The following is a 16065-nucleotide window of genomic DNA, read 5'->3' as shown; positions in this document are numbered from 1 at the left end:
TAGGCAGCGGATGATTGTGCCGTCCACGCATCTGAGCGGCTTCTGAGGCTTTCCGCCTGGCCCGGGCCTCCTCACAGCCCGACCCGTCGCGCGCACGGGACCCTCACACCCCCCGCGCGCTCCCGCTGAGGGCAGCGTTCCTCGCGGGAAACAGGAGTGATGCTGCCGGGTAACGTCGAGGTCGCACGCTCATGGACATGACCTCGAATACGCGTGTGGTGGTGATCGGCACCGGCCTCGCGGGCGTGCGGCTCGCCCGGCGGCTCGGCGAGCTGGGCACGCCCGCGCTGCTCGTCGGCGAAGAGGAGCACCCGCCGTACAACCGGGTGCTGCTCGCCGAGGTGCTGGCCGGCCGGTACGCCCCGGAGGTGATCGGCCTCCCGGCACCCGAGGGCCTGCTGCGCGCCCGGGTCACCGGCATCGACCGTGCCGCCCGGAGCATCGACTGCGCCGACGGCACCCGGATCGCATACGACACCCTGGTCCTGGCCACCGGCTCCAACCCGGTACTGCCGCCGCTGCGCGGCCTGTTCACGCCCGACCACCAACTCCCCGAGGGCGTCCACGCGTTCCGCACGATGGACGACTGCCTGGGGCTGGCCAAGGCGGTCCGGCCGGGGGTGCGCGCGGTCGTCATCGGGGGCGGGCTGCTGGGGGTGTCGGCCGCCCGCGCGCTCGCCGTGCGCGGCGCGCAGGTGGTCCTCGCCCAGCAGGCAGAGCGGCTCATGGAGCGCCAGCTGGACCCGGACGCCTCCCGGCTGGTGCTGCGGCACCTGACGGACCTGGGCGTCGAGGTGCACACCGAGTGCCGGGTGCGGGACGTGCGCTGTGTCGCGGGCGCGGTCCGCTCGGTGGAGCTGGCCGACGGCTACGCCCTCGACGCCGACCTCGTGGTGGTCGCCTGCGGGGTGCGCCCGCGCACCGGCCTGGCGGAGCAGGCGGGGCTCGCCGTCCACAAAGGCATCCTCGTCGACGACCGGCTGCGCACCTCGGACCCGCACATCCACGCCATCGGCGACTGCGTCCAGCACGACGGCACGGTCTACGGGCTGGCCGCCCCCGCCCTGGAACAGGCCGAGCGGCTCGCGGAGTTGCTCGCGGGTGACGCGCACGCCCGCTACGTGGGCACGCGTTCCCTGACCCGGCTGACCCTGACCGGCCCGGGTTCCCCCTTCGACCTCGCCGCGTTCGGCGAGACCGAGGCGCGCCCCGGCGACGACGTGGTGCGGATCACCGACGCCACCCGGGGCACCTACCGCAAGGTCGTCGTCCGCGACGACCGCCTGGTCGGCGGGGTTCTCGTCGGCGAACTCGGGACCGTCGGCGCGCTCGCCCGCGCCTGGGAGGGAGCAGAGCCGCTCCCCGACGACGGCCCTCTGCTCCACCTGCTCACCAACGATGGAGGCTCCTGAATGACCGCCACCCTGGGGGCCAACCCCACGATCGTGCTCGTCGGCCACGGCATGGTCGGCCAGCGCTTCCTCGAAGCGCTCGCCGAGCGCGGCCTGACCGCCACGCACCGCGTGGTCGTACTGTGCGAGGAGCCGCGTCCGGCCTACGACCGCGTGCAGCTGACCTCGTACTTCTCGGGCCGGACGCCGGAAGACCTCTCCATGACCGACATGGAGTTCATCAAGGACCACGGCATCGAGCTGTACGTCGGCGACCCGGCGGAGACGATCGACCGCGAGGCGAAGAAGGTGACCGCCCGCTCGGGTCTGGTCGTCGACTACGACGTCCTCGTCCTGGCCACCGGCTCCTATCCGTTCGTACCGCCGGTGCCGAACAAGGACGCCACCGGCTGCTTCGTCTACCGCACCATCGAGGACCTGCTCGCGATCGAGGAGTACGCCAAGTCCCGCGCCACGACCGGTGCGGTGGTCGGCGGTGGTCTGCTCGGTCTGGAGGCGGCCGGTGCGCTGAAGGGCCTCGGGCTGAACGCCCACATCGTGGAGTTCGCGCCGCGCCTGATGCCGGTGCAGGTGGACGACGGCGGTGGCGCTGCCCTGCTGCGCACCATCGAGGACATGGGCCTGACGGTCCACACCGGCGTGGGCACCCAGGAGATCCTGACGGACGCCTCGGGCGCCGTCACCGGCATGAAGCTGTCCGACGGCTCCGAACTCGCCAGCGACATGGTGGTGTTCAGCGCCGGTGTCCGCCCCCGCGACCAGCTGGCCCGCGACTGCGGTCTGGCGGTCGGCGAGCGCGGCGGCATCTCCGTCGACGAGCAGTGCCGTACGGTCACCGACCCGCACGTCTTCGCCATCGGAGAGTGTGCGCTGGCGTCGGACGGCCGGGTGTACGGCCTGGTCGCCCCCGGTTACGAGCAGGCCCAGACGGTCGCCGCGACCATCGCCGAGGACGAGGCGTCCTTCACCGGCGCCGACCTGTCCACCAAGCTCAAGCTGCTCGGCGTGGACGTGGCCTCCTTCGGCGACGCGCACGGCACCACCGAGGACTGCCTGGACGTCGTCTACTCCGACTCCCGCGCGGGGCTGTACAAGAAGCTGGTCATCGGCCGCGACGGCACGCTGCTCGGCGGCATCCTGGTCGGTGACGCGGAGGCGTACGGCACGCTGCGCGCACTGACGGGTTCCGTGCCACCGATCTCCCCCGAGTCCCTGGTCCTGCCCGCCGGAGCGGACTCGGGGGCCCAGCTCGGCCCGTCGGCCCTGCCGGACGAGGCGATCGTCTGCTCCTGCCACAACGTCAGCAAGGGCACGATCCGCGGCGCGGTCACCGAGCACAAGTGCACCACCGTTCCCGAGGTGAAGAAGTGCACCAAGGCCGGTACCGGCTGCGGCAGTTGCGTGAAGGTACTCGGCCAGCTGGTCACCACCGAGCTGGAGGCGTCCGGTATCGAGGTCGACAAGGGCCTGTGCGGCTGCTTCGCGCAGACCCGCGAGGAGCTGTACGAGGTCGTCCTCGCCCTGCGCATCACCTCGTACCAGGACCTGCTGGACCGCCACGGCCGCGAGGGCGCCCGGGGTGGCGACGGCTGCGAGGTCTGCAAGCCGGCGGTGGCCTCGATCATCGCCTCCCTCGCCCCGACGATCGGCGCGAGCGGTTACGTCCTCGACGGCGAGCAGGCGGCCCTGCAGGACACCAACGACCACTTCCTCGCCAACCTGCAGAAGAACGGCTCGTACTCGGTCGTGCCGCGCATCCCCGGCGGGGAGATCGCGCCCGAGAAACTGATCGTGATCGGTGAGATCGCCCGGGACTTCGGCCTCTACACGAAGATCACCGGCGGCCAGCGGATCGACATGTTCGGCGCCCGGGTGGAGCAGCTTCCCCTGATCTGGGCCAGGCTGGTGGACGCCGGCTTCGAGTCCGGGCACGCCTACGGCAAGTCGCTGCGCACGGTGAAGTCCTGTGTAGGGCAGACCTGGTGCCGCTACGGCGTGCAGGACTCGGTCCGCATGGCGATCGACCTGGAGCTGCGCTACCGGGGCCTCAGGTCGCCGCACAAGCTCAAGTCGGCGGTCTCCGGGTGCGCCCGCGAGTGCGCCGAGGCCCAGTCCAAGGACTTCGGCGTGATCGCCACGGCCAACGGCTGGAACCTGTACGTCGGCGGCAACGGCGGCGCGACCCCGCGCCATGCGGACCTCCTCGCCCAGGACCTGTCCGACGCCGAACTCGTCCGGCTGATCGACCGGTTCCTGATGTTCTACATCCGCACCGCCGACCGGCTGGAGCGCACCTCGGCCTGGCTGGAGCGGATCCCGGGCGGCCTGGACCACGTACGGGACGTGGTGGTGCACGACTCGCTCGGCATCTGCGAGGAGCTGGAGGCGCTCATGGCGGCGCACGTCGGCAGCTACCGCGACGAGTGGGCCGAGACCATCAACGACCCCGAGAAGCTCGCCCGGTTCGTGTCCTTCGTGAACGCCCCTGACACCCCCGACCCCGTCGTCGCCTTCGTCCCCGAGCGCGACCAGATCAAGCCCGACCTGCCGCTGCTCACCATCGGCACGCGGCCCGCCGACGTCCTGGAAGGAACCGCCCAGCGATGACCCTGGCCCTCGAGACCACCGACCTGAAGGTCCAACTGCAGCTTGGCGACGGCTGGTTCACGGTCTGTGACCTGAGCGCGCTGATCCCGGGCCGTGGGGTGGCCGCCCTTCTGCCGGACGGCCGCCAGGTGGCCCTCTTCCGCGACCGTTCCGACCAGCTGTACGCCATCGACAACGTCGACCCCTTCACCGGCGCGGCCGTCCTCGCCCGGGGCCTGACCGGCACCGATCAGGGCCGCCCGTTCGTGGCGTCCCCCCTGCTGAAGCAGCGCTTCGACCTGACCAGCGGGCAGTGCCTGGACGACGAGTCGGTACGGGTGGCCGCCTACCAGGTGCGGGCCGCCTGACCCGTCCCCGACCGGAATGCTTGACTGATCGTTCCAGAAACGCCTAGGCTGCGACACATGGCCAGGACCAAGGAGTTCGACCCCGATGCCGCGCTGCAGTCAGCCCTGGAGCTGTTCTGGCGGCGCGGCTACGAGGCGACCTCGATGGCCGACCTGGTCGGGCACCTGGGCATCGGCAGGGCCAGCCTGTACGCCACCTTCGGCAGCAAGCACGAGCTGTACCTGAAGGCGCTGGACCGGTACGAGCAGACGGGGCTCACCGGGATCGTGCGCGAGCTGTCCCAGCCGGGCCCCGCGCTGCCGGCCGTGCGAGCGGTCGTGCGGCGCTATGCGGCGGAGTCCGCCGACGACGAACTCCGCCTGAACGGCTGCATGATCACCAACACGGCGGCCGAGCTGGCGCCGCACGACGCCGCCGCCACACGGCGCGTGGAGCGCAACTGGGACCATATGGAGACCGTGCTGCACTCGGCCCTGACCCGCGCCCAGGCCCAGGGCGAGCTGCCCGCCGACCGCGACCCGCTCACCCTCGCACGCACCCTGCTGGTGCTGATGCAGGGCCTGCGGGTCGTCGGCAAGGCGTCGGCGGACCCGGCCCGGGTCCGGGACGCGGCGGAGCAGGCCCTGGCGCTGCTCGACTGAACCACCCGATGTGCGCCCTCCACGGGAGGGCCTTTTTCCGCATCGAATACTGAACCGATCAGTCAAGAATAAGGGGAGAGCATGACCACCGCACGGGACCGCTTCACCGGCCGCACGGCCCTCGTCACCGGCGCCGGATCCGGCATCGGCCGGACCGTCGCCCTCGCTCTCGCCACCGAGGGAGCGCGGGTCGTCGCGGCCGGGCGACGACCGGAACCCCTTGCCGAGACCGTCCGGCTGATCGAGGAGCAGGGCGGCAAGGCCCTCGCGATGAGCGCCGACGTCTCTCTCGCGGCCGACGCCGAGGCCCTGGTGCGAGCCGCCGTCGAGCACTTCGGCTCACTCGACGTGGCGGTCAACAACGCGGGCGTCTTCCGGGGCGGCCCGCCCCTCGCCGACCTCCCGGAGCACGACTGGCACACCCAGCTCGCGACCAACGTCACCGGCGTGTACCTGGCCCTCCGGGCCCAGATCCGCCAGATGCGCACCCAGCCGGCGGGCGGTGCGATCGTCACCGTCTCCTCCACCTTCGGCCTGCACGCGGCCTCCCCCGGGGCCGCCGCCTACTCCGCCACCAAGGCCGCCGTGACCGCGCTCAGCCGGGGCGCCGCGCTGGACCACATCCGGGACGGGGTCCGTATCAACGTGGTCAGCCCGGGTGCCACCGAGACCTCCATGTCCCTGCGCCCCGGCGAGACGGAGACGGACCGGGCCGAACGCGCCCGGGCCACCCTCCCGCTGGGCCGGATCGCCACCACCCAGGAGGTTGCCGCCGCCGTCCTCTACCTGGCCTCGGACGACGCGGCCTCGGTCGTCGGCACCGACCTGGTGGTGGACAGCGGCGGCTCCCTGTGAGCCGTGTTCCGCCGGCCTAGTCGATCCCCGACCGCTCCACCCCCGCCACGATCCACCGCTGGAAGCACAGGAACACCAGCAGCAGCGGCAGGATCGACACGGACGCCGCCACGAACAGCTCGTGCAGCCGGATGACCTGGGACGTGGTGAACGACGACAGCGCCACCTGCACCGTCCAGGCGTTCCGGTCCTGCCCGATCACCAGCGGCCACAGGAAGGAGTTCCAGGCGCCCAGGAACACGATCGTCCCGACCGCCGCGAACACCGGCCGCGCGTTCGGCACGACCACCAGCCAGTACGTACGCCAGTAGCCGAGCCCGTCGACCTGCGCCGCGTCCTCCAGCTCCCGCGGGAAACCCAGGAAGCACTGCCGGAAGACGAAGCAGGCGAAGGCGGGGAAGAGGGTCGGCACGATCAGTCCGCGGAGGGTGGAGATCCAGCCCAGCGACGACACCAGCACGAAGCTCGGTACGAAGGTCACGGCGGCCGGAACCAGCAGGGTGCCGAGAATGCCGTAGAAGACCTTGTTCGCATGCCGGTACGGGATGCGGGCGAGGCCGTAGCCCGCGAGGGAGGCCAGGAGCAGCGTGCCGAGCGTCGTCGCGACCGCGATCAGCGCGGAGTTGAGCAGGGACCGGGCGAAGGGCACGGACGGATCACCGAACAGCTCCCGGACGTTCCCCCACCTCGGCTCACCCGGAAGGAAGGTCCACTCGGGCGAGGTGATGTCCTGCTCGCTGGCCAGTCCGTTGCGGACCAGCAGGTAGAACGGGATCAGGAAGAGCAGGGCGAGCACGATCAGCAGCACCAGCCGCAGCGCCCGCCCGGCCCGTACCAGGGCGTCATCCATCGGCGTCCGTCCTTCCCAGCTTCAGCCAGCGCGCCTGACCCACCGTGACCAGGGCGATCACCAGCGCCAGGAGCACCGCGCCCGCGCTGCCGCTCCCCAGGTCCTGCCCCTGCCCGAGGGCGGTGTAGTAGAGGTAGACGAGCGGCGGCCGGGCGTACGGTGGATAACCCCGCGCGTCGGACAGCAGGTTGTAGAACTCGTCGAAGGCCTGGAAGGCGTTGACGACGAGCAGCAGCACCACCGCGACCGAGGTGGCGCGCAGCTGGGGCAGGGTGATGTGCCGCAGCACCGTCCAGCCGGGCCGCGCCCCGTCCACGGCGGCCGCCTCGTACAGCACCGGGTCGATGCGTTGCAGCCCGGCGAGGAACAGGATCATGTAGAACCCGGCCTGGAGCCACAGTCGCACGGTGACGATGACCAGCCAGTACCAGGGCGGATCGGTGGTGGACAGCCAGGCCACGGGATCGCCGCCGAACCAGCCGAGCACCGTGTTGGCCAGCCCGAAGCGCACCCCGTTGAAGATCGACATCTTCCAGATCAGGGCGGCCACGACATAACTGCACGCGGCGGGAAGGAAGAACACCGACCGGAAGAAGGCCCGGGCGCGCCCGACGCGGTTGACCATCAGGGCGAGGGAGAGGGCGGACACGTAGGTCGCGGGCACGATGAAGGCGGTGAAGAGGAGGAAGGTCCACAGGCTGTCGACGAACGCGTCGTCCCGCAGCATCGCCGTGTAGTTGTCCACTCCGACGAAGTGCGTGGGCGTGACGGTGTTGTGCGCGTCGAAGAAACTCAGGCCCACGCTCCACAGCAGCGGAACGTAGGTGAACAGCGTGAGCCCCAGGGCGAAGGGCCCGACGAACACCCAGAACCACCGTGCCCGTCGGCGCCTCACGACTTCTTCTTGACCCGGTCGAGTTCGTCCGACACCTTCCGTACGACCGTCTTCAGCTCGCTCTCCGGATCGGCCCCGCTCTTGATGATCCGGCTGAGCGCGTCCTGGTAGGCGGTCTGGCTCGCCGGGGTCCACAGCAGCGGCTGGGCGGTGTGGCCGTGCTCGGTGGTGAAGCGGACGGCGTCGGCGGCGGCGCCCGACCTGAGCCTGCCGGCCTTCCTGGCGAGGGAGATCCGGGCGGGGATGTGGAAGCCGTAGGAGAGGGCGAAGTCCTGCTGGTGGTCGGTCCGTTCGACCCACAGCCACTTCACGAACTCCTTGGCCGCCGCCCGCCGTGTGCTGCGGGCGCTGACGGCGGACCCGTACGCGCCGACGGGCACCGCGGGACGGCCGTGGCCTCCGTCCCGGGGAAACGGCAGCACCCCGAAGTCGTCGCCGAGTTCCTTCTGCACCTGCGGCAGCGCCCACAACCCGGACCACTGCATCGCGGTCAGCCCCTGGAGGAAGGCGGACGGGTCGGACCAGTCGGCCGGGGCACCGAGCAGGAGGGACTTGTCGGCGTACAGCTGGTGCAGCTTGCCGAGGGTGCGGGCGGCGGCCGGGTCGTCGAAGCCGACCTTGCCGTCCTCGGTGACGATCTCGAGTCCCGCCGCGTACAAGGGCGTTCCGCCGAGCACACCGGCTCCCCCGTCGTTGCCGAGGAAGAGCCCCTTGGCCTTGCTGCCGGTGAGCTTCCGGGCGGCGTCGACGAGCGCGTCCAGAGTGGTGGGCGGCTCCACTCCGGCGTCCCGTAACAGGCTCTTGCGGTAGTAGAGGAGCTGCATGTCGATGACCTGAGGGATGCCCCAGATCTTCCCGTCGTACGTCTTCGGCGTGAGCACGGCCGGGGTGAAGTCGTCCTTGACGCCGTCCAGGAGGTCGGTGAGGTCGACGACCTGGCCGCCCTGGATCTGGTCGAGCGTGGGCCCGCCCTCGAAGACGTCCGGTCCGGAGCCGGTGAGCAGTGCCGCGGCGGTCTGCTGGTCGTAGTTCCCCGGCCGCCACTGGACTTTGACGCGTGCCTTCCCGTAGGAGGCGGCGTACCGCTCGACCGCCTGCTCGGTACCGGCCTCGCCGTACTGGTGATACCACTGCGACAGCACCGGCCCCGGGCCCCCGCCGTCATCACCGCCCCGTCCGGTGTTCGATCCGCAGGCGGTGAGGAGCCCGGTCCCCGCGCCCGCGACCAGCAGTGCCCTGCGGCTGATCGTCATCGTGTGCCCCCTGACGCTCGTCATCGATGCACGGCCCAACGATCAACCATGCGCGGCGATTACGAAAGGGGTGTTGCGGCGCTGTGTCACTCCTCGAGGCCGTCGTAGGACACGCCGGTCAGCCGCACCGATTGCTGCCAGAGCCTGCGGGAAACAGCGTCGTCGACGGTCCAGGGCGCCCGCCGGGACGGCACCGGCGCACCCCGCCACATCGCGAACGAGGGCCCGAAGTAGGAGTCGGGCCGCACGCCGGGCGCGGTCGCCGCGTACAGCGTGGGCAGGGCTCCGGCCCCGGCGGGCTGGGCGAAGAGCCGATTGGCGGCCTTCATCATCCACTCCGCCGCCCGGCGCCCCTCGGCGCGCGGCCCGGCGGTCTGGAGATCGGTGGCGGCGTACCCGGGGTGGGCCGCGGCCGCGACGGCATCGGCGCCCTGGGCCGCCAGCCTGCGTGCCAGCTCGTGCGTGAAGAGCAGATTGGCGCTCTTGGACCGCGCGTAGGCGATCCAACGCCCGTACCGGCGCCGGCTGTCGAGATCCCGGATGTCGATGTTGGCGAGGGCGTGCATCATGCTGGAGACGGTCACGATCCGGGCGCCCGGGGCGGCCAGCAGCCGGGGCAGGAGCAGTCCGGTGAGCGCGAAGTGCCCGAGGTGGTTGACCCCGAACTGCGTCTCGAACCCGTCGGCGGTGGTCCCGTACGGCACGGCCATCAGGCCGGCGTTGTTGACGAGCAGATCGAGCCGGTCGTGGGGCAGCCGGTCCGCGAACTCCCGCACGGACGCGAGATCCCCGAGATCGAGCCGTCCGAGTTCGACGGACGCCTGAGGCACTTCTCCCACGAGCCGCTCGACGGCCTGCCTCCCCCGCGCCTCGCTCCGGCACCCCAGCACCACCCGCGCTCCCCGACGGGCCAGCTCCCGGGCGGTGACGTACCCGAGCCCGCTGTTGGCCCCGGTGACGACGGCGACGCGGCCGGTCAGGTCGGGGATGTCGGTCGTGGTCCAGCCGGCCATGGGCAGGCTCCCTCCGCATCGGGTGGTCCGCCCAGCCTAGTGCCGGGACCGCACAGGTCGCCGGGTCGGTGGCGGGACCGGTTGGACAGGAGGTGACGTTCCGCCGTCCCGCGCAGGGCCGGACCCCTGCACCGCTGTCCGCGCCGGCGCAACGCCCACGCCCGTCACCCCGACGTGCTCGCCGCCCAGCGCAAGGCACGCGCCCGCATCCGCGGCGAGAAGAACATCCGCTGGGGCGGGCGCCCTCTGTCCAGCGCGGTCTGACCGGGAACCGGGCCGGCATCCCCGTCACATCACTAACCGACTCGCTGCATCGCCTTCCGGTGCCGTTCCGCCATCGCGGCGCCGGACTCGCGGCGGGCCATCCTGCGCAGGACGGACGGTGCGAGGAGCAGCCCGGCGACCGCCCAGGCACCCAGCACGCCGGCTGTCTCCAGGTGCCGCCAGGATTCGCCGATCTCGGCGGCGACCGCTTCGGCCGGCAGCAAGGCGGCCCGTAGGCCGAGGCCGAGCCAGTACACGGGGAAGATCTGCCCGACGGTCTGAAGCCACTCGGGCAGCCTCGACAGGGGGAAGTAGACCCCCGAGATCACGACGAGCCCCATCACCGGAAGCATCAGCAACCCGACGGTGCGCGGACTGGCGACGAGTGAGCCGATGACGGCGCCCATCGGCAGGGTTGCCAGCAGACCCAGCGGCACCACCCACACCAGCGTCAGCAACGCTCCGCCGCCCTGTCGGGCAACCCCGTCGACGAGGAAGACGCCAACGGCAAAGGGGAGCGCCATGGAGACGAGAGCCGTCCCCGACACCATGATGACCTTGCCGACCAGGTGGCCGACCATGCCGTGGGGCACGGCCTTGGCCCGCAGCAGCGTGCCGTCTTCGCGCTCGGTCGCGAGGAGCTGCGCCGTGGTCATCATCCCGGTGAACGCAAGCGTCATCCCCACCATGCTCGGCAGCATGAACGCGCCGACCGAGACGCCGGCGCCCTTCAGCGGATCGTCCCGGACCAAGAACAGCGGAACGATGAGCAGGACCGTCCAGAGCACGTACCCGAACACGTCCTGGCCGGTGGTCAGGGTCTGCCGGAGTTCCGTCCAGCCGCGCCGCACTCCGACTCCCACCGCGTACCACACCGGACTCATCGCGATCCCTCCCCGAAAGCATGTGCCGCCCGCTCACCGGGAACGCTCCCCGCCTCCAGCTCCCGCACCATCGTCAGGTAGGTGTCTTCCAGGCTCGCCCGGCGCACCTCCAGCCCGCCGATCGCCTCGCCGTGCTCCTCGAACAACCGACGGACGAACCGGGTGGGCTCGGCCGTCGCCTGCTCGAAGGGCTGCCCGTCCCGCGTCCAGCGCACGGTGGCCTCGGCCGATACCTGCCGGGACAGTTCCTCGGCCGAGCCATCGGCCACGATACGGCCACCAGCCAGAATGAGGATCCGGTCGGCGAGCCTCTCCGCCTCGGCGAGGTCGTGCGTGGTGAGCAGAACGGTGGTGTTCTCGTCCGCGAGCCCGCGTACCAGGCCGTGGAACTCGTTCCTGGCCTCCGGGTCCAGACCGGCCGTCGGCTCGTCCAGAAACAGCAGCTCGGGTCTGCCTACGATGCCGACGGCCACGTCGAAACGCCTGCGCTGCCCGCCGGACAGGGTTCCGACCCGCTTGTCCGCCTGCTCGGTCAGCCCCACCGCGGCGAGGAGCTCGTCAACGTCCCACGGGCGCCGCACGCGGGTGGTGGAGTACGGCGCGTAGTACGAGCCGAGATGGGACAGCAGTTCCCGTACCCGCCACTTGCCGTGGTCGCGCCAGGACTGCAGCACGATGCCGAGGCGCGCACGCCACCGCTCGTCCCCGCGAGCCGGATCGGTGCCGAGGACGGCCACGTCACCGGCCGAGCGCATCCGGAAGCCCTCCAAGACCTCGATCGTGGTCGTCTTGCCCGCGCCGTTCGGGCCGAGCAGCACGACGATCTTGCCTCGCCGGGCCGTGAAGCCGACGCCCTTCAGTACGTCCTGGCTGCGGTAGCGCATCCGCAGCTCGCGTACGGCGATGACCGTGTCGCTCTCCGGCGGTGGGCTGCCCCCAACCCCGGATACGGCGTGAGCGGTCGTCAACGGTGTTCCCCCGTCCATCTCGTGGCCCGTCCTCTGGGATGAGGGGCCGGAGGCCGTGCCGACGTCCGTGGTCATGGGACGTGTCTACGGCTGTGGCTGCCGGTGCCGCCTGGCAGCAACCGTTCGGACCCTCCCCGGACGAACACATTACCGAACGGTTCGGGTATCCCCTGCTGTTCCCCGATGTGGCGAACGTTCCCGGTCAGAGCCCCAGACGGCATGTGCCGGGGCGCGGGGTGACCGGCATCGAGCCGCTGGTGGCGTCCGGGTCCAGACGGTGCCGGCGGCCCCGGGCACGACCACGCGGTGCCCGCCCGCACGGGCCCCCGGCAAGGCACGGGGAGCAGGGCGCCCACGGACGGCCTGACAGCATGAGGCCATGGCCCTTCCGCACCCTGACGGCGTTTTCTCGATCACCACGATGTACTCCGTACCCGACGACGCGTGGTACCTGGAACTGGACCTCGTTGCCGGTCAGCGAAGACTGGTGACCGCGATCGTCCCCGACGAGGACCCGGCCCGGGAGCCGACGGTGTGCTTCGATCCCCCCGCGGAACACCTGGACGTCCCCTACAAGGTCATGCGCTGGTTCATGGAGCAGGTCGAGGAGGAGATTCGCACGTCCCGCGGCTGGATGCGGCTGCGGCCCGAGCTGGTCGAGGTCATTCACCGATTGCGCCAGGAGTTCCTGGGTGTCATCAGTGATGACGACTTCCCTCAGGTCCTGGCGGAGGTGCGCCCCACGGTCCCCGAGGCCGACCTCCCCGCCGTTCTCGCGGCCGCCTTCGGACGGAGGCCGGACGGCACCACCCTGGAAGATCCGCAAGCCCTCCCACCCACAGACGATCGAGGAGACAGAGGCTAGGCGGGTCCGCTCGTCACCCTGCCCCTTCTCGGCGGTGACCGTCGTCGCGGAGTCGAGGAGTTCGGCCGCCCGCTTCTTGGTCAGGGTCGTGCTGCCACAGCCTGGAAGACGGGGTGCCCACGCATGCCCTCCTTCGGTGAGCTGCCTCGTGGGCCGGGACCGGGGCGCGACCGCGGGGTGGGGCACGCCGGGTCGGCGGGCCGGCCGCGCGTGACCGCACGCCAGAGGGACGGCACCCCCGCACAGGGTGCCGCCCCTCCTCTTTCGTGCGCCGGAGCCGCCGCCGATCGGTTGAGGGTCGGGGACCGACGGCGGCTCCGGGGTTCAACCGGCCACGAGGGCCTAGCGGTGGTCGCTGCCCGCGGACTGGGTGGCCGCGCGCCCCGCTTCGAGGCGGGCGACCGGGATACGGAACGGCGAGCAGGAGACGTAGTCCAGGCCGACCTCGTGGAAGAAGTGGACCGACTCCGGGTCACCGCCGTGCTCACCGCAGACGCCGAGCTTGAGGTCGGGGCGGGTACGCCGGCCCGCCTCCGCCGCCGCCTTCACCAGGGAGCCGACACCGTCCTTGTCGATCGTCTCGAACGGGGAGACGCCGAAGATGCCCTTCTCCAGGTATGCCGTGAAGAACGAGGCCTCCACGTCGTCGCGGCTGAAGCCCCACACCGTCTGGGTCAGGTCGTTCGTGCCGAAGCTGAAGAACTCCGCGGCTTCCGCGATCTGGCCCGCCGTCAGCGCGGCGCGCGGCAGCTCGATCATCGTGCCGATCGCCAGCTTCAGCTCGGTGCCGGTGGCCGCCTGCACCTCGGCGATGACCTTGTCGGCCTCCTCGCGGACGATCTCCAGCTCCTGGACCGTGCCGACGAGCGGGATCATGATCTCGGCGCGCGGGTCGCCCTTGGCGCTCTTGCGCTCGGCCGCGGCCTCGGCGATCGCGCGGACCTGCATGGTGAACAGGCCGGGGATGACCAGGCCGAGGCGTACGCCGCGCAGGCCCAGCATCGGGTTCTGCTCGTGCAGACGGTGGACCGCCTGGAGCAGACGGAGGTCGTTCTCGTGCGGCTCCTGACGGGACTCGGCGAGGGCCACGCGGACCGACAGCTCGGTGATGTCCGGGAGGAACTCGTGCAGCGGGGGGTCCAGCAACCGGATCGTGACCGGGAGCCCGTCCATCGCCTCGAAGAGTTCGACGAAGTCCTTCTTCTGCAGCGGCAGCAAAGCCTTGAGGGACGCCTCGCGTTCCTCCTCCGTGTCCGCCAGGATCAGGCGCTCGACCAGTTCGCGGCGGTCGCCGAGGAACATGTGCTCCGTGCGGCACAGGCCGATGCCCTGGGCGCCGAAGCGGCGGGCGCGCAGCGCGTCCTCGGCGTTGTCGGCGTTGGCGCGCACCCGGAGGCGGCGCTTGCGGTCGGCGAAGGCCATCATGCGGTGGACCGCCTCGACCAGCTCGTCCGCGTCGTCGGCGCCCGGGTGCATCCGGCCCTCGAAGTACTCCACGACCGGGGACGGGACGACCGGGACCTCGCCGAGGTAGACCTTGCCGCTCGAACCGTCGATGGAGATGACGTCGCCCTCCTCGACGACGTGTCCACCGGGGACCGTCATACGGCGGCGCTTGGTGTCGACCTCCAGCTCCTCGGCGCCGCAGACACAGGTCTTGCCCATGCCGCGCGCGACGACGGCCGCGTGGGAGGTCTTGCCGCCGCGCGAGGTCAGAATGCCCTCGGCGGCGATCATGCCGTCCAGGTCGTCGGGGTTGGTCTCACGGCGGACGAGGATGACCTTCTCGCCCGAGCGGGACCACTTCACGGCGGTGTACGAGTCGAAGACCGCCTTGCCGACCGCGGCCCCCGGGGAGGCGGCGATGCCCCGGCCGACCTGCTCGGTCCTGGCGTGCTCGTCGAAGCGCGGGAACATCAGCTGCGCGAGCTGGGCGCCGGTGACGCGCTGGAGCGCCTCGGTCTCGTCGATCAGGCCCTGGTCCACCAGCTGGGTCGCGATACGGAAGGCCGCGCCGGCGGTGCGCTTGCCGACTCGGGTCTGCAGCATCCAGAGCTGGCCGCGCTCGATGGTGAACTCGATGTCGCAGAGATCCTTGTAGTGGTTCTCCAGGGTCTCCATGATCTGCATGAGCTGGTCGTACGACTTCTTGTCGATCTGCTCCAGCTCGGCAAGGGGGACGGTGTTGCGGATGCCCGCGACCACGTCCTCGCCCTGGGCGTTCTGCAGGTAGTCGCCGTAGACGCCCTGGTGGCCGGAGGCGGGGTCACGGGTGAAGGCGACGCCGGTGCCGGAGTCGGGGCCGAGGTTGCCGAAGACCATGGAACAGACGTTGACGGCCGTGCCAAGGTCGTGCGGGATGCGCTCCTGGCGGCGGTACAGCTTCGCGCGGTCGCCGTTCCACGAGTCGAAGACCGCCTTGATGGCGAGGTCCATCTGCTCGCGCGGGTCCTGCGGGAAGTCCCGGCCGGCCTCCTTCTTGACGATCTTCTTGAAGGTGGTGACCAGCTTCTTGAGGTCGGCGGCCTCCAGGTCGGTGTCGACCGTGACCTTCTTGGCCTCCTTGGCCTTGTCGATGGCCTCCTCGAAGAGGTCGCCGTCGACACCGAGGACGGTCTTGCCGAACATCTGGATGAGGCGGCGGTAGGAGTCCCAGGCGAACCGCTCGTCGCCGGCCTGCTTGGCCAGGCCCTGCACCGACTTGTCGGAGAGGCCGATGTTCAGGACGGTGTCCATCATTCCGGGCATGGAGAACTTGGCACCGGAACGGACCGACACGAGGAGGGGATTATCGGCCTGGCCGAGCTTTTTGCCCATCTTCTGCTCGAGGGCGTCGAGGTGCGCACTCACCTCGTCACGCAGTGCCGCGGGCTCCTCACCGCTCTCCAGGTAGACCTTGCAGGCCTCGGTGGTGATGGTGAAGCCGGGAGGGACCGGAAGACCGAGGTTGGTCATCTCGGCGAGGTTGGCACCCTTGCCGCCCAGGAGGTCCTTGAGGTCCTTGTTGCCCTCGGTGAAGTCGTAAACGAACTTCGCTACGAGGGGTTCTTTGATTTCCGACACGGGTCTCGACTCCTTGAGGCCGCGGTGGCTGCCCTGACGGCGAGGAACATACCCAGATCGAAGGCCTGTGGGTACGTCTGCTTGCGCGTCATGCGCCTGTAACCACTCGTCCGCCAGCGGATTGAAAGTCAAGGCTTGGCAAGTCGC

At 70.8% G+C, this 16065-nt stretch carries 13 protein-coding genes and 1 pseudogene; 7 read left to right on the top strand and 7 right to left on the bottom strand.

Annotation, left to right across the window (positions count from 1 at the left end; genetic code table 11):
• Nucleotides 1–197 precede the first annotated feature (197 nt).
• The 5 genes from ABZ079_RS03730 (at nt 198) to ABZ079_RS03710 (ending at nt 5863) form a co-directional block, all read left to right on the top strand.
• Nucleotides 198–1412: an FAD-dependent oxidoreductase gene (locus tag ABZ079_RS03730; protein ID WP_356937763.1), complete on the top strand. Its 1215-nt coding sequence runs from the start codon at nt 198–200 to the stop codon at nt 1410–1412.
• Nucleotides 1413–4019 (top strand): nitrite reductase large subunit NirB, encoded by a 2607-nt coding sequence (gene nirB, locus ABZ079_RS03725; RefSeq protein WP_356937762.1) that lies wholly within the window; start codon nt 1413–1415, stop codon nt 4017–4019.
• Nucleotides 4016–4366: a nitrite reductase small subunit NirD gene (gene nirD / locus ABZ079_RS03720; protein WP_356937761.1), complete on the top strand. Its 351-nt coding sequence runs from the start codon at nt 4016–4018 to the stop codon at nt 4364–4366. The genes nirB and nirD overlap by 4 nt, the downstream gene beginning before the upstream one ends.
• A 57-nt stretch (nt 4367–4423) precedes the next feature.
• The gene (locus tag ABZ079_RS03715) at nt 4424–5008 is read left to right on the top strand and encodes a TetR/AcrR family transcriptional regulator (protein WP_356937760.1); all 585 of its coding nucleotides are present in this window, start codon (nt 4424–4426) and stop codon (nt 5006–5008) included.
• A gap of 81 nt (nt 5009–5089) precedes the next feature.
• Nucleotides 5090–5863 (top strand): glucose 1-dehydrogenase, encoded by a 774-nt coding sequence (locus ABZ079_RS03710; protein WP_356937759.1) that lies wholly within the window; start codon nt 5090–5092, stop codon nt 5861–5863.
• Nucleotides 5864–5879: 16 nt separating this feature from the next.
• Here the strand turns inward: ABZ079_RS03710 and ABZ079_RS03705 are convergent, their stop codons facing one another.
• The 4 genes from ABZ079_RS03705 to ABZ079_RS03690 form a co-directional block, all read right to left on the bottom strand.
• Nucleotides 5880–6713: a carbohydrate ABC transporter permease gene (locus ABZ079_RS03705; RefSeq protein WP_356937758.1), complete on the bottom strand. Its 834-nt coding sequence runs from the start codon at nt 6711–6713 to the stop codon at nt 5880–5882.
• The gene (locus tag ABZ079_RS03700) at nt 6706–7608 is read right to left on the bottom strand and encodes a sugar ABC transporter permease (RefSeq protein ID WP_356937757.1); all 903 of its coding nucleotides are present in this window, start codon (nt 7606–7608) and stop codon (nt 6706–6708) included. Before ABZ079_RS03700 ends, ABZ079_RS03705 begins: the two co-directional genes overlap by 8 nt.
• Nucleotides 7605–8861 (bottom strand): sugar ABC transporter substrate-binding protein, encoded by a 1257-nt coding sequence (locus ABZ079_RS03695; protein ID WP_356937756.1) that lies wholly within the window; start codon nt 8859–8861, stop codon nt 7605–7607. Before ABZ079_RS03695 ends, ABZ079_RS03700 begins: the two co-directional genes overlap by 4 nt.
• Nucleotides 8862–8947: 86 nt before the next feature.
• Nucleotides 8948–9874, bottom strand: a complete 927-nt coding sequence (locus tag ABZ079_RS03690; protein WP_356937755.1) for an oxidoreductase — start codon at nt 9872–9874, stop codon at nt 8948–8950.
• Between the two features lie 141 nt (nt 9875–10015).
• Between ABZ079_RS03690 and ABZ079_RS03685 the strand changes: the two are divergent.
• Nucleotides 10016–10138, top strand: a pseudogene (locus ABZ079_RS03685) (IS630 family transposase); the annotation flags it as partial.
• A 32-nt stretch (nt 10139–10170) separates the two neighbouring features.
• Here the strand turns inward: ABZ079_RS03685 and ABZ079_RS03680 are convergent.
• Nucleotides 10171–11022 carry an ABC transporter permease gene (locus ABZ079_RS03680; protein ID WP_356937754.1) on the bottom strand — a complete coding sequence of 284 codons (852 nt, stop codon included), beginning with the start codon at nt 11020–11022 and terminating at the stop codon, nt 10171–10173.
• Nucleotides 11019–11906 (bottom strand): ABC transporter ATP-binding protein, encoded by an 888-nt coding sequence (locus ABZ079_RS03675; RefSeq protein ID WP_356938115.1) that lies wholly within the window; start codon nt 11904–11906, stop codon nt 11019–11021. Before ABZ079_RS03675 ends, ABZ079_RS03680 begins: the two co-directional genes overlap by 4 nt.
• 463 nt (nt 11907–12369) lie before the next feature.
• On the opposite strand from ABZ079_RS03675, the gene ABZ079_RS03670 reads away from it, so the two are divergent.
• Entirely contained in the window at nt 12370–12855 is a 486-nt protein-coding gene (locus tag ABZ079_RS03670) for a hypothetical protein (RefSeq protein WP_356937753.1), read from the top strand.
• 342 nt (nt 12856–13197) lie between these two features.
• On the opposite strand, the gene ppdK is transcribed toward ABZ079_RS03670, so the two are convergent.
• Nucleotides 13198–15918: a pyruvate, phosphate dikinase gene (gene ppdK / locus ABZ079_RS03665; protein ID WP_356937752.1), complete on the bottom strand. Its 2721-nt coding sequence runs from the start codon at nt 15916–15918 to the stop codon at nt 13198–13200.
• Between the last annotated feature and the right edge of the window lie 147 nt (nt 15919–16065).

It is taken from the genome of Streptomyces sp. NPDC006314 (assembly GCF_040613075.1).
Lineage (GTDB): Bacteria > Actinomycetota > Actinomycetes > Streptomycetales > Streptomycetaceae > Streptomyces.
Note: the sequence above shows the minus strand (reverse complement) of the source record. Positions and strands in the feature narration are given on the sequence as shown.